The organism is Candidatus Blochmannia americanus (nom. nud.), from assembly GCF_059934915.1.
Map to the genome: position 1 here is coordinate 598,689 of NZ_CP011792.1, position 14,467 is coordinate 613,155.

Annotated in this window: 11 protein-coding genes; all 11 read right to left on the reverse strand. The window is 32.0% G+C overall.

All coding sequences use genetic code 11. The features are described 5' to 3' along the window. Positions 1-25 precede the first annotated feature (25 nt). The 11 genes from nuoH to Bamer462_RS02570 all read right to left on the reverse strand — a co-directional run bounded on the left by nuoH (position 26) and on the right by Bamer462_RS02570 (position 14,358). Complete coding sequence (gene nuoH, locus Bamer462_RS02520) at positions 26-997, reverse strand: NADH-quinone oxidoreductase subunit NuoH (protein ID WP_500838001.1); 972 nt, start codon at positions 995-997, stop codon at positions 26-28. After that, positions 997-3,750 carry an NADH-quinone oxidoreductase subunit NuoG gene (gene nuoG / locus Bamer462_RS02525; protein WP_500838002.1) on the reverse strand — a complete coding sequence of 918 codons (2,754 nt, stop codon included), beginning with the start codon at positions 3,748-3,750 and terminating at the stop codon, positions 997-999. Before nuoG ends, nuoH begins: the two co-directional genes overlap by 1 nt. Before the next feature lie 124 nt (positions 3,751-3,874). Further along, positions 3,875-5,206 (reverse strand): NADH-quinone oxidoreductase subunit NuoF, encoded by a 1,332-nt coding sequence (gene nuoF / locus Bamer462_RS02530; RefSeq protein ID WP_500837546.1) that lies wholly within the window; start codon positions 5,204-5,206, stop codon positions 3,875-3,877. Continuing rightward, positions 5,203-5,724, reverse strand: coding sequence for an NADH-quinone oxidoreductase subunit NuoE (gene nuoE, locus Bamer462_RS02535; RefSeq protein WP_500837547.1), 522 nt, complete (start codon positions 5,722-5,724; stop codon positions 5,203-5,205). Before nuoE ends, nuoF begins: the two co-directional genes overlap by 4 nt. Before the next feature lie 13 nt (positions 5,725-5,737). Next, complete coding sequence (gene nuoC, locus Bamer462_RS02540) at positions 5,738-7,516, reverse strand: NADH-quinone oxidoreductase subunit C/D (protein ID WP_500837548.1); 1,779 nt, start codon at positions 7,514-7,516, stop codon at positions 5,738-5,740. An 82-nt stretch (positions 7,517-7,598) separates the two neighbouring features. After that, complete coding sequence (locus tag Bamer462_RS02545; RefSeq protein ID WP_500837549.1) at positions 7,599-8,279, reverse strand: NuoB/complex I 20 kDa subunit family protein; 681 nt, start codon at positions 8,277-8,279, stop codon at positions 7,599-7,601. Further along, entirely contained in the window at positions 8,245-8,658 is a 414-nt protein-coding gene (gene ndhC, locus Bamer462_RS02550; protein WP_500838003.1) for an NADH-quinone oxidoreductase subunit A, read from the reverse strand. The genes Bamer462_RS02545 and ndhC overlap by 35 nt, the downstream gene beginning before the upstream one ends. Positions 8,659-9,305: 647 nt before the next feature. Next, entirely contained in the window at positions 9,306-10,592 is a 1,287-nt protein-coding gene (folC, locus tag Bamer462_RS02555) for a bifunctional tetrahydrofolate synthase/dihydrofolate synthase (RefSeq protein ID WP_500837550.1), read from the reverse strand. An 82-nt stretch (positions 10,593-10,674) separates the two neighbouring features. Then, a complete protein-coding gene (accD, locus tag Bamer462_RS02560; protein WP_500837551.1) occupies positions 10,675-11,538 on the reverse strand; it encodes an acetyl-CoA carboxylase, carboxyltransferase subunit beta in 864 nt (287 codons plus the stop codon). A 362-nt stretch (positions 11,539-11,900) separates the two neighbouring features. Continuing rightward, positions 11,901-12,677, reverse strand: a complete 777-nt coding sequence (gene truA, locus Bamer462_RS02565; protein ID WP_500837552.1) for a tRNA pseudouridine(38-40) synthase TruA — start codon at positions 12,675-12,677, stop codon at positions 11,901-11,903. 556 nt (positions 12,678-13,233) lie between these two features. Then, a complete protein-coding gene (locus tag Bamer462_RS02570) occupies positions 13,234-14,358 on the reverse strand; it encodes a 4-phosphoerythronate dehydrogenase (protein WP_500837553.1) in 1,125 nt (374 codons plus the stop codon). Between the last annotated feature and the right edge of the window lie 109 nt (positions 14,359-14,467).

Consider the following 14,467-nt stretch of genomic DNA (forward strand, 5'->3'; position numbering starts at 1 on the left):
ATATATATTTAACCTACATTAATAATTATAATAAAATAAAAACAGCGGTACTTAATAAATTAAACAATGTAAGAGGTAAAAAAATCTTCCAGCCTATCAACATAACTTGATCGTAACGTGGACGCGGTAGAGCCGCGCGTATCAATATAAATATTATCAAAAATAAAAAAGTTTTACTAAAAAACCAAATAGCAGGAGGAAACCACGGTCCTTGCCACCCCCCAAAAAATAACGTTACAATAAACGATGAAATGACAATCATGCTGATATATTCAGAAATAAAAAATAAACTAAACTTAATCCCAGAATATTCTATGTGATAACCGTCAGCCAATTCTTGTTCTGATTCTGGTTGATCAAATGGATGTCTATGACATAAAGCTATGCCTGCTAAAAAAAAAGTAATAAATCCTAAAAATTGAGGAATTACATTCCATAAATATAATTGATCCTCCACTATATTTCTTAAATTGAATGACCCAGATTTAGCAACTACACCCATCACAGATAGCCCTAGAAACACTTCATAACTAAGCGTTTGAGCCACAGCGCGCACAGCTCCGATTAAGGCATATTTATTGTTACTCGACCAGCCAGCAAGCAATACCGAATACACCTTTAATCCTGATATCATAAGAAAAAATAATATACCAACATGACACTCTAATATTAACCATGTAGGAGTAAAAGGAATAATTAATACATTCATCAATGATAAAATAAAAGCTATCACTGGCGCTAAAACAAACACAATACGATCAGAAAATGGAGGAATCCAATCCTCTTTAAACATAATTTTTATTAAATCAGCCAATAACTGCAATGAACCATTCCAACCTACTCTATTAGGACCATAACGATTTTGAAACAACGCTAATAATCTACGTTCTAAAAAACTCATATACGCACCACAAAAAATTATTACTAACAAAATAATTAATGCATGTACGACAGAAGAAACACAATGTGCTGTAACAATTTCTGACGAACAAAAAATCACGATAAAACTCCTTGCACATCTTGCGCATACATACCAGATAAAAATACTGGAATATCTGGCAACCCTATAGGTAATCCAATATGCCCTATAGGTAAATTAACGCTAAATTTTATTGGTAAACATAAAATTTGACCGTCACATGTAAATTTAAGTGACATATTTTTTTGTATTTTTAGTTGTAACGCATCTGAAGGATTGAGCATAACATAAGGGTTTGGCATGCAATCTTGAATACACTTAGAGCGCTGAGAAGTTTCTTCGCTTCCAAACAAATGCCAATAAGGCACTATCAACCACTTATCAGCATTTCTAACAATCCTAAAAGATTGAGGAATCATGTTAAACCAATTCAACGTGGAGCTATTATGAGTATATAATATACGTATTCCTGGATCTCCAGAATACAAATACCCGCCTACCTTATTTTGAAATTTATTCCAAGCTTGTGGAGAATTCCATCCTGGAGCCCATGCAAATGCCACTTGTTTATGAGATGATTTAACATCATGATGACCCTCCATAGAGAAAGAAAACATCGAATCATCATCTTGTGATATGTACGGCTCATGTACATCAATATTAGCATACATAGCTGTACGTCCGCTGTAACGATGCGGTGCACGAGCTAATTTTTGTCCATGAATACGAAAAGACGCACCCGGCGATGCCTGTTTAATTCCAATTAATTTTGGAAAAAAATAAGTCATAGCATCTATAATATGATCAATATGCAGACTTCTTCTTCGAATATAATTTATATAAAAATCATGTATTAAATATAACCATCTCCAACTTTCCAAAACAACTACATCCCTTTCATAATTCTGAGGTTTGTATAAACGAAAAAACCTTTGCGCACGTCCTTCATAATTAATTACAGTTCCATCACTTTCAGTAAAACTAGAAACTGACAAAACTAAATTTGCCTTTTCTTGAATCCGATTATATTGATGATCTAATACAATTAAATAATTAACCTTACTTAAAGCCATATCTACTTGAGTTGCCTTTGCATGACGATACAAACTATTTTCTAACACAATTAAACCAATAGATAAAGTGTTGTTGGTACAAACATCTACAAGAGCAGCATCAAGACTTTTTTTACCCAACATTACTAAACCTATACTATTCACTTCGCCTACAATAAAAGTAATTCCAACCTCACTGCCGCGATTTTTTAAAGCACGTGCGATATTTGCTGCCGAGGCAATTAATTCTTTACTACCTGCATTACTTCCTGAAATAATTAATGGCTTACGCGATGCCATTAATTTTTGCACAGCTATATCTAATTTATCATTCAATTTAGAGTCAAAATCTTTAACTGCAGGAGCAGTATGATCTAACGCATGAGCAATAGCAAAACCAAACCGTGCTTGATTTTGAACCGAATCATAATATGTTAACACAGCAACATCATCTAATTTTGTTTTGTCAATACCAGTAATTAATATAGGATTTTTAATACCTTGAGAGCTATGTATAACCGCCGCAGACTGCCAATCAAAAATTCCTCGATCCTGTGCATCTTTACAAGCTTTCCCTTTAGCAGCTTGTCGCACCGACAACGCTACTCGCGCCCCAGTTTGAGTTAAATCTTCTCCTAATATTAATATTGTATCATAACTTTCTACTTCACGTAATGATGGAACATAAATACCACTATTACACAGTATTTCAACAATTAATAACAATCGTTCTTGTTCAAAACTATCAATACCAGTATAAAAATTATCTGGTCCTACTAGTTTTAGTAAAGCAAAATTGCTTTCCATGCTGGCACGTGAAGATCCAATACCGATTATCTTATTACAATTATATTTTAATGCATTCGCAGCTTCTTGTATTGCCTGTTTTTCATTAAGTATAACCCGATCATTACCTTGTCTATACGATGGATTTTTAGGTCTATTATTAATATTCACATAATCACAGCCAAATCGACCACGATCACACAAAAAATAACCGTTAATATTACCATTATAACGATTTTCAACACGACACAACTTTCCGTAACGTTCACCTAAAATAATATTACACCCAATACTACATTGTTGACAAATACTGGGGGCGAAAATCATATCCCATTTACGAGTGTAATTTTTTGATTGTGTTTTATCAGTAAATACTCCGGTAGGGCATATTTCTATTAAATTTCCAGAAAACTCACTTCGTAACATACCATCTTTTACTCGTCCAAAATAAATATTATCGTGTACTCCAAATACACCTAGATCATCACCCCCCGCATAATCATTATAATAACGTACACAACGATAACAAGTAATACATCTATTCATTTCATGCGCGATAAACGGTCCTAAATACTGATTATGATGCGTACGCTTAGTAAACCTATACCGACGATATGTTTGTCCAACCATTGCTGTCATATCTTGTAAATGACAATTACCTCCTTCTTCGCATATCGGACAATCATGAGGATGATTAATCATCAATAACTCCAATATATTCCTTCTAAATTCTACTACCTCATCATCAAAAATAATAATAACACTACCATCTGATACCGGAGTCATACAAGACATTACCAAATGACCTATTGTATCATTTATTTTATGATCAGAATATTGCTTTACCGCGCACTGCCTGCAAGCTCCAACACTACCTAAAGCAGGATGCCAACAAAAATAAGGAATATCAAATCCAAGAGATAAACATACTTCCAGTATATTTTTTGAATCTTCCACTGTATACTTTTTGCCTTCTATATAAATAGAAATCAACATTTTAATATACCAATTTTATTTTTCATTTATGTCTTAAAAATTTTAAAAAATCAATCAATATATGCCGTTGTATATTACACGCATAAATTATTACAATCTTATCTTATCTATCTATAAAAATTTAATTAATTTGTACACAACTAATACGATGCGTTTTCTGTTGATAGAATTTAAAAATACCTGATTCGAATTCATTTCGGAAATATTTTAAAGCACTTTGTAACGGCGCTATAGCACCCGGAGCATGAGCACAAAAAGTTCTTCCAGGTCCAAGTGTACGGCATAATTGCTCCAATAATTCTATATCCTCAGATCTACCATGTTTCCTTTCTAAAGACAGCAACAATTTTACTATCCAAGGCAAGCCATCTCTACATGGAGTACACCAACCACAAGATTCTCGCGAAAAAAATTCTTCTAAATTACGCATTAGAGCAACCATATTTACAGTACTATCTATTGCTATTGCCATGCCAGTTCCCAATCGACTACCAGAAGCAGCAATATTATTAAAATCCATAGGTATATCTAAATGTTCTTGAGTTAAAAAACCTGTGCTTATGCCCCCAGGTTGCCATGCTTTTAAAACAAAACCAGTACACATACCTTGGGCATAATCTTCTAAAATTTCTCTAGCAGTCGTACCAAAAGGCAATTCCCATACCCCTGGTGTTCTGACTCGACCTGAAAATCCCATTAATTTTGTACCTGAATCATTACTTTTTTTAACAGAGATATTCCTATACCAAATCGCTCCATGTTCAATGATTCCTGGGATATTACATAATGTTTCAACATTATTAATACATGTAGGTTTTCCCCACAATCCTACATGACTTGGAAACGGTGGTTTAGCGCGTGGAACAGCCCTACGACCTTCCAAAGCACTAATCAGCGCTGTTTCCTCTCCGCAAATATATCTTCCAGCTCCTGTATGTAAAAATAGTTCTAAATTAAACTCACTATTCAAAATATTTTTACCAATTAATCCAATTGATTTAATCTCAGCAATAGCACGAGTTAAATATTCAGCTGCAATCATATATTCATATCTTAAAAAAATGTACGCTCGTGACACTCCTAACGCATAACTTGCAATTAATATACCTTCCAATAATAAATGAGGTAATTGTTCCATCAAAAATCGATCCTTATAAGTTCCCGGTTCCATTTCATCTGCGTTACACACTAAATAACGAGAGCAACTAGACTTATTTTGCAACATCATAGACCATTTTATTCCGGTAAAAAAACCACCACCTCCACGACCTCTTAAACCGGAATTTCTAACTAATTCAATAATCTCCTCTGGAGACATATGAGTAATAGCCTTATATGCAGCTAAATATCCATTTCTAGATCGATATTCATGCAACCATACTGGTTGCTTGTCATGCCGCATTCTCCATGTAAGTGGATTATTCTCTGTATTTGCATCATAATTTTTGTTCATAAATACTGCCCTAACAATTTTGTAATCGTTTCTGGAACTATATGAAAATAAATATCTTTATCTACCATAATGACTGGAGCCTTATCGCATCTACCTAAGCAACAGGTAGGTAATAAGGTAAAACGATTATCTGCAGTTGTATTGCCCACAGAAATGTTTAGCGTATATGTTAAAGTTTTTTTAATTTTTTCACATCCAATCAAGTAACACACTATGCTATCGCAATATCTAATAATATGACGACCTACCGGTTGACGAAAAATTTGATTATAAAATGTAGCTATACCTTCTACATCAGCAATAGAAATACATAATAACTTAGCAACCAATATAATTGCCTCATCTGGTACCCAGCCATGATTTTTTTGAATAATTTTTAATGATTCAATAGAAGCAGCACGTATATCTTCATAGTGTGTACACTCTTCTTGAATAGCATGTAATTCTTCTGGGCTTAATTTAAAAAAATCACCGTTAGTTATATTAACAGCCATATCACTAATTTTACTCCTACTCATATTTCCTCGTATATTAACGATCTACATCAGACATAACAAAATCAATACTACCTAGATATACTATTAAATCAGATATTAAACTACCACGAATAACATGTGGAATTTGCTGCAAATGAGGAAAACTAGGAGTACGAATGCGAGTACGATAACTCATAGTATTCCCATCGCTAATTAAATAATAACTATTAATACCTTTCGTGGCTTCAATCATTTGAAAAGATTCATTTGCTGGAATAACAGGCCCCCATGATACTTGAAGGAAATGAGTAATAAGAGTTTCTATATCTTGTAAAGTATATTTTTTCATGGGGGGGGTGGTTAAAGGGTGATCTGCTTTAAATGGACCTGTTGGCATATTCTGCAAACATTGTTCTAAAATGCGTATACTTTGATACATTTCTTCTATTTTTAACATGACTCGGCTGTAAGAATCACTTATACCATTTCCTATTGGTATATCAAAGTCAAAATTTTCATATCCAGAATAAGGGCGCGATTTACGTATATCAAACTCAACACCAGTAGCACGCAATCCCGCTCCCGTTACTCCCCAATCCAATGCTTCTTTAGAATTATATGCGCCAATACCACAAGCGCGTTTTTTCAGTATACTATTTTCTAATGCTGACTTAACATAAAAAGAAACACGATGTGGCAACCAATCAAGACATTTTCTCAATAAATCATCCCAGCCTCTAGGTAAATCATTAGCAACTCCTCCAATACGAAACCATGCCGGATGCATACGAGCTCCAGTAATTAACTCGATGACATCATAAATTTTTTGCCTATCAGTAAACGCTAAAAAAACTGGAGACATAACACCTACGTCTTGTAAATAGGTGCTAATATATAATAAATGGCTATTAATTCTAAATAATTCAGATAACATAATACGAATACATTGTACTTTATCCGGTACCGTAATTCCGGCAAGTTTTTCGACAGCTAATATATAAGGCATTTCATTGACACATCCTCCTAAATACTCGATACGATCAGTATAAGGAATATAACTATGCCAGGTTTGTCTCTCTCCCATTTTTTCAGCACCGCGATGGTGGTAACCAATATCTGGAACACAATCTATAATTTCTTCTCCATTTAATTGTAAAATAATACGAAACACTCCATGCACTGAAGGATGATTAGGACCTAAATTAAGAAACATAAAATTCTCATGTTTAGTATACCTACGCATACCCCATTCTTCCGGTTTAAATAATAATCCTTCCATTGCTAAATCTTCTTTCTGTTTTGTCAGAATAAAAGGATCAAATTCTGTAGCTCGAGCTGGGTATTCTTTTCGTAACGGATATCCGTCCCAGTTCTTTGGCATAATTATACGTGTTAAATTAGGATGATTATCAAAATGAATTCCAAACATTTCCCAAGTTTCCCGTTCATACCAATTCGCATTTATAAACAAAGAAACTATTGTTGGTACACATAGAGATTCTTCTAACAAAGGAACCTTTATTATTATATCATCATTACGTGATATAGAAATTAAATGATAAAACACTGTAAAATCTGATTGAGGTAACCCTTCACGATGTATACGCAATCTTTCATCTATACCATGCAAATCATACAATATAACATACGGTTTTGTTGTCGTTTTTAAAAACGACAACACTGGGACCAGTATCTCGCGTTTTATCCAAATTATTAAAACTCCAGTATAAGTAGATTGCAATATGAAGTCTTTAGAACTGAACACAGAAAATAAATCATTCAATATTGAATAAATATTCTCAATACTAGACTCTTCTGTAGAATCATCACGCATAATATCTACCAATTAATTGCAATTATCACAACACCCATTCCTACTCTTGATCATATACTCACTGCTTTATTTTAAATATCCATCAAAGTTCATCATTCGGATAGGATAAAACAGTTTCTGCCATTCGAGTGCCACTTTTACGTTGACGTTCTGATTGTATATTTCTTCTATATATTTCTCCATCTCCTAACACCCAAGAAAGTGGGCGCCGTTCTTCATTAATAGATTTTTTTAATAATAACAACGCTTGAATATATGCTTCAGGCCTGGGTGGACACCCAGGAATATAAACATCTACTGGAAGAAATTTATCTACTCCTTGTACCACAGAATAAATATCATACATACCGCCAGAATTTGCACAAGCCCCCATAGAAATTACCCACTTAGGCTCTAACATTTGATCATATAATCGTTGTATTACTGGAACCATTTTAATAAACGGTGTACCTGCTATAACCATAAAATCCGCCTGACGAGGAGATGCGCGCAGCACTTCTGATCCAAACCGTGCAACATCATGAACTGCAGTAAACGCGGTAGTCATTTCAACATAACAACAAGATAAACCAAAATTATAAGGCCATAGAGAATTACTTCGTCCCCAATTAATAATTTTATGTAAAAAAACACTTAATTTTCCAAAAAAAACGTTCCTTTGAACATTCTTTTCTAAGGGATCTGGCACAACCTTTCTGTCTTGAAGAGGATATTGTTCATCTTCGCTATTATTTGTTCGAATTGTTGTTAAAGTATATTTCATAATTACTGCCTTTTATTACTTTTTTTAAACATTTTTCTGTATCAAGGTTAAAATAATTTATACAACGGACATGTTGTGATAATTGTTCTGTCCAATTAAATATACCAACTCTTATTAAGTATACTAAACCTACTAATAAAATGGAAATAAACACAAACATCTCGCCAACTCCTATCCACCCCGCATCTCGTATAGATACAGCCCAAATATACACATATATCCCCTCTACATCAAAAATCACAAAAACCATCGCGATTAAGTAAAATTTAATAGAAAACTTTATTCTAGCATTCCCTGTAGACTTAATACCCGACTCAAACGGCTCATTTTTAGCGCGCGAATAAGAACGTCCTCCTAAAAAGTATCCACAGCATAACATAAACACACACACAACCAAGACACCAACTATGAATGCTATTAACCCCCAATAATGAGTATCACACAAATTGTATACCTTCTTTTTTTTATTATTAAATATTAAAATTTCACACCAAATTACATAATTTCACTACCCCAAACCCATAAATATTTATTTTTATTTTCAATATTTTATATAAAATAAATTTATAACTGTTTATTTAAAAATTTATTTTATCCATCACAAAACTATTTAATATAATCACGTTGATTGTATATGAACTGAAGTTATAATGATGCAAATTCTACATATGTACTACAACACCCCGTTATGATTACACTGATAAATATTTCATTTATGTCATACAATATAATGATTATTATTATCCGACGCGCCTAAATTGACTAAAATTTTTAAAAAACAACCATTAAAATTATATAAACATATCTCTCTGTCAAGTTTATTTAATTGCTAATTTATAAAAAAACTTATAAAGTTTGCACAATTCCACATTACTATAACATCTCAATAACTAAAATCATTAGTTTTAGTTTTTAATTTTCTATTTATCTATATCTTATAATGTAAATTAATTATTTGATAATAATCATCATACCCTATCATTGTCTCGTGCCGATGCTAATCGGCACGAGACAATGATAGGGTTATTAACTATTTACTATCTTTTTCATAATTGGACTTACAGCGTAAAATGACCCAAATACTAAAATACAATCATCACACAACGCATCTGACATAGCTTGACTCCAAGCATCTAGTATATTATCAAATCGCTGAACATTATAATTAAATAAACAAGTAGATAACTTTTCAGAACTCACAGAAAACGGTGTATTTAAATCAGCGCAATACCATACATCAACCAAATGGCTTAAACAACGTATAGTACCCTGAATATCCTTGTTTCTTAACATTCCTATGACTACTCTTACATTACCTGTACTTGTTGCAAGAATAACAGCTAGCCGTTTAGCTAAATAACTAGCGGCATGAGGATTATGTCCTACATCTAAAATTACAAGTGGTTTATGAGTAACTATTTGAAAACGTCCTGGTAAAGTGGCTACTTGTAATCCATAACATATAGCTGTTTTATCAACCAAAAAAGGCAACCAATACAATACACTCAATGCAGTAGCAGCGTTTTCCACCGGGATAATAGGTAATGGTAAATCATATAACAATTTACGATAACTAGAACATCCCCACCAAATCCACTTGTTTGCATAAACACTAAAATTCCAATCACGACCACGTACAAACAATATTGCCCCGCAATATTGTGCTATTTTATTTACAATCATTGGCAACCCATTATCGCCAATCACTGCTGGCTTATTAAATCGAAAAATACCTGATTTTTCGTATGCAATCATATCACGATTTATACCTAAAAAATCAGTATGATCTATTGCAATATTCGTAATTACAGAAATATCAGGATCAACAATATTTGTGGCATCTAATCTACCACCTAATCCAACCTCAAGAATAATCACATCTAATTTTGATTGTTTAAATATATATAAAGCGGACAAAGTAACAAATTCAAAATAAGTGAGTTCGATATGATTACGAGCAGATTCTATAACAGCCATTGCTTGAATATGAACACTATCCAATAACTCTTTCCCACAAACACGAATACGTTCATTATAAGACAGTAAATGAGGTGAAGTATACAAACCAACTGTATTATTATTATGTAATAAAATAGTTTCCAATAAACAACATGTAGTACCCTTACCGTTTGTACCTCCTACTAATATAATATATGCTGCAGGATGTATTAGATCCAAATCTATAGCTATTTTTCGTACCCTATCAATATTTAAATCAATTGATGCATGATTTAGTCCCTCAATATAATACAACCATTCTTTCAGTGATGAAAGAATGGTAGGAATACTTAAAACAGATGAAATTTCATTCATAGCTTATAGTGCTTGAATTATATAATAGACAAAATAAATTTTAATAATAAATATACCCATTTGTTTAAAACAATTTCATTTATCAACTTTTCGGTATTGGTTTTTGAGTTAACTTTGCTAATAATCTTGCTACTTTAAACCGTAAATCTGGTCTGCGTACAATTAAATCAATTGATCCTCTTTCTAATAAAAATTCACTACGTTGAAATCCTAACGGCAATTTTTCCCTAACTGTTTGTTCAATAATCCTAGGACCGGCAAATCCTATAAGTGCTTTTGGCTCAGCAATGTTTAAATCTCCCAACATAGCTAAGCTAGCGGATACTCCTCCCATAGTAGGATTAGTTAAAACAGAAATATACGGTAAACATCTATCATGTAAATTAGCCAACGCAGCGCTAGTCCTCGCCATTTGCATTAAAGACATAAGAGCTTCTTGCATACGAGCACCGCCGCTTGCAGAAAAACAAACTAATGGACACTTCACCTTTAAAGCTTGATTCACTGCATGTACAAAACGAGCCCCGACTACAGAAGACATCGATCCACCAATAAAAGCAAATTCAAAAGAAGCAGCAATAACCTGCATACCATATAAAGTACCTTGCATAACTATTAATGCGTCTTTTTCTTTTGTTATTTTTTGTGCTGAAATTAAACGATCTTTATATCTTTTTGAATCTCTAAATTTTAAAACATCTTTAGGTTCTAATTCACTTCCTAATTCGAACGTACTTCCTTGATCTAAAAAAGAAAACAAACGTACTCTTGCCGAAATTCTCATATGATGATCACATTTAGGACACACTTCCAAATTACGTTCTAATTCTTTTTTATACAATAATTGGCTACAATTATCACATTTTGTCCATATTCCTTCTGGAATATTGATTTTTCGAATTGGTATAATAGTGTTTTTATTAAGAATTCGTTCGATCCAACTCATTTTTAACCTTTAAATATTAAATTTTTTATTAAAAAAATTAATATGCAGTTTATATACTATAAACATTAATAATGCCAAGCACCTAAATTATTTGATAAACAAATACATCACTATTAAAAAATAGTCTAATTAAACTGCTATCTTACATATAAGAGAACGATCAAATATTAACTTTATGTAATTATTTCTATGTGATTTTTTACTACAAAAATTCAATAAAATCATTCAATCACACGATTTAATATTTTATAAAAAATGATCATACAATTATCTATAATTCATTTTTTTATACAACATAAATTCATAAAAATATGTTTTAATACAATCACAATAAAATGTCAATATAGGCAAATTTATGCGTATTACAACTCCTCTATGCAAAAAGAAGGAATAGAAAAATATGAAGGATATTTAACCTCTACTAAGTATAAGCCACTAGCTGGAGCTGTCAAACCAGCTGTCGATCTATTACAATTTCTTAATAACTCTAAAATCCATGTTTCTGGTCTTTCCCCACAACCAACTTTCACTAAACTACCTACAATATTTCGTACCATGCGATACATAAAAGCGTTAGCTTTGATATCTAATATAATACACTGACCTTTGCGTATAATACGTATATGATATAATTTTCTTCGCGTTGAACACGACTGACAACCAGCAGAACGAAATGAAGAAAAATCATTGTCTCCTAATAAATGCTGAGCAGCATCATGCATTTTATTAACATCTAAATATTTTTTATAATGCCAAGTATTTCTAAATAACAACGCAGATCTTACATAACCATTATAAATAATATAACAATAACGACGAGAAATTGCACTAAAACGAGCATGAAAATCTTGACGCACTAGTCTAACCCAACGCACACAAATGTTTGACGGCAAATAACGATTAATACCTAATGTCCACGCAGACTTTGAGCGCTGAGAATAAGTTTCAAAATGCGCAACCTGCCCTAAAGCATGCACTCCAGAATCAGTGCGTCCCGCGCAAACTACTATTACCGGCTCAGCTGTTATTTTTTTCACAGCATTTTCAACATAAGTCTGGATACTGGGCGCATCTTTTTGTTTTTGCCACCCACAATACAAAGACCCATCATATTCAATTCCTAAAGCCAATTTTTGCATTGCATTACAATTTTTGTTTAGATATATATTATAATATATTTATTATTATTATAGATATCTAATAGTCTACATCACACTAATAATATTCCATGCATTTTGAACTAAAAATAACAACATACAATTTATATATGTTCATCAAAATATAGATATACAAAGTATATATACGACACTTATATAAATCCTAGATTTAATTAAATTTAAATATAATATTAATCATAAAATATAATAATGTGTCATCTAAAAATTCAAAAAAAATAAGCAATAATCAACCTAATGTACTGATTTGATTATGAGATCACAAAAACAACACAACAACATAATTATTACCAATAAAAAGATTAGTTCTTACACTTTTTTAAATCAGATACACCTGATATAATTTTTTTATCATACTTAAAACGCTTTTATTTGATACATATAGAAAATAATCTCTTATAAATACTCTTTTATCACACACTCTTTTTTACTAAAAATAGTAAACTTTTAACCAATATATAGTATATATATACTATATATTGTTCAAACAACACACAATATGTCAATATAAATGTAATATTTATATACAACATACATTAAAACCCAACTTAGTTAATATCTCGCTATTAGAATCTACATCAGTTTCCACGCACAATGAAGACCACTCTCTACGAGCTAAATAATACCTACGTATCCTGTCAAATCCTCCTGATACAGCAGCAAATCGTCTTAATATGATGTCATCATGGTGTATGTCATACACCAATTTAATCAATTTATATAACAAAACCTCATCTATTTCTTTCTGCACTTGTAAATAATAAATAACAGTAGGATCCAACACAGATAAATTAACTGTATCAAAAATATTAAAAAAATTAAGGTATGCTTTATATATTTGAACAATACTTCGTGTTCTACTTTCAGCAGTATGTCCAGCAATATGAGGAGTTCCAATATCCACATAAGACAATAAAGGTAAAGATAATTCTGGTTCTGTTTCCCAAACATCCAGTACCACATTTAATTTTTTACCCTTGTCTAAAACTTTTAACAAAGCGTTATTATCTATTACAGAACCTCGACAAGTGTTAACTAAAACACTATTAGAAGGCAATGCCTCCAACACATCAATATCAACCATATGCCATGTAGGATAATCTCCTTTATAAATCAACGGAGTATGAAAAGTTAAAATATCTGCTTCAGAGACTAATGTTTCAAAAGACTTCCAAGGTTTATTGATGTTTTTTTTTTCTAATGGGGGATCACATAATAAAGTATGTATGCCAAAATTACGTAATCTTTCATTCAACAAATTACCAATATGGCCTACTCCAACAATTCCAACAATTTTATCACGCAAAAAGAATCTATCACGCTGTGCTAACCAAAGTAATGCTGAAAAAACATATTCCACTACTGCTACAGCATTACTTCCTGGCGCATAAACAAAATTAATTCCATATTTTTTCAAATAATGTTGATCAATATGATCAACTCCAGCAGTTGCAGTGCCCACAAATCTGATAGGACTATCATTCAGTAATATTTGATTAACTTTTGTCACTGAACGTACTATCAAAATATCTATATTTCTGACATCCTTATCAAGGATGTCACGTCCTTCACATAATGTCACCTTGTTATGTAAACCAAATAATTTATAAATATGAGGTATATTTTTATCAGCTAAAATCCTCAAATTAATCCTCCAAATAAATTATTATACACAAAATATAAATAATCATTTTCGTGATTTTATGTTGTTAATATACTAATAATAATATATGAAGCATAAAATTTATTATTAT

Bases quoted from the DNA above. Each gene is read 5' to 3' on its own strand.
- nuoF (WP_500837546.1), bottom strand. From the start codon at position 5,206: ATGAACAAAAATTATGATGCAAATACAGAGAATAATCCACTTACATGG.
- nuoE (WP_500837547.1), bottom strand. From the start codon at position 5,724: ATGAGTAGGAGTAAAATTAGTGATATGGCTGTTAATATAACTAACGGT.
- nuoC (WP_500837548.1), bottom strand. From the start codon at position 7,516: ATGCGTGATGATTCTACAGAAGAGTCTAGTATTGAGAATATTTATTCA.
- Bamer462_RS02545 (WP_500837549.1), bottom strand. From the start codon at position 8,279: ATGAAATATACTTTAACAACAATTCGAACAAATAATAGCGAAGATGAA.
- ndhC (WP_500838003.1), bottom strand. From the start codon at position 8,658: ATGTTATGCTGTGGATACTTTTTAGGAGGACGTTCTTATTCGCGCGCT.
- folC (WP_500837550.1), bottom strand. From the start codon at position 10,592: ATGAATGAAATTTCATCTGTTTTAAGTATTCCTACCATTCTTTCATCA.
- accD (WP_500837551.1), bottom strand. From the start codon at position 11,538: ATGAGTTGGATCGAACGAATTCTTAATAAAAACACTATTATACCAATT.
- truA (WP_500837552.1), bottom strand. From the start codon at position 12,677: ATGCAAAAATTGGCTTTAGGAATTGAATATGATGGGTCTTTGTATTGT.